Source organism: Pelorhabdus rhamnosifermentans, assembly GCF_018835585.1.
Lineage (GTDB): Bacteria > Bacillota > Negativicutes > UMGS1260 > UMGS1260 > Pelorhabdus > Pelorhabdus rhamnosifermentans.
This window is the reverse complement of sequence record NZ_JAHGVE010000097.1, coordinates 1-543: the sequence shown is the minus strand read 5'-3', so window position 1 is coordinate 543 and position 543 is coordinate 1. Positions and strand designations below refer to the sequence as shown.

Here is a 543-nt window from a genome sequence, read left to right as displayed (position 1 = left end):
ATCATTATTGGCGGCGGTATTGTCGGTACAGCGATTGCCAGAAAGTTATCGAAATACCAACTTGATGTGGTATTACTTGAAAAAGAACCTGACATTGCCATGGGTACAACCAAGGCAAACAGCGCCATTCTTCATGCTGGATTTGATGCTCATCCAGGCTCACTGAAAGCTAAATTTAATGTACGAGGCAATGCACTTTATCACCAATTAAAAGATGAACTGGCCCTGGATATTAAGTGGACGGGTTCACTTGTTGTCGCAACAAGCGACGAAGAAATGAACACGGTTCAAGAGCTTTTTGAACGGGGAAAAACTAATGGTGTGCCGGGCTTAGCCATGCTTAACCGTGAAGAAGTTCTCGCAAAAGAGCCGAATCTAGCGGTGAATGTGAAAGGTGCCTTATGGGCAGCTTCAGCAGGTATTTTTCTTCCCTTTAGCGCTGCTATTTCTTTCGCTGAAAATGCCGTAAAAAACGGTGTAAAAGTATTGACAGAATGTCCTGTTACAGGCATTGAAGTGACTGACGGCCATGTAACAGGCGTC

Annotated in this window: 1 protein-coding gene; it reads left to right on the top strand. The window is 44.4% G+C overall.

What is annotated here, in order from left to right; all coding sequences use genetic code 11:
* Window positions 1–543 (top strand): NAD(P)/FAD-dependent oxidoreductase (locus Ga0466249_RS25935; RefSeq protein ID WP_215832386.1); only part of this gene is annotated, 543 nt, incomplete at both ends.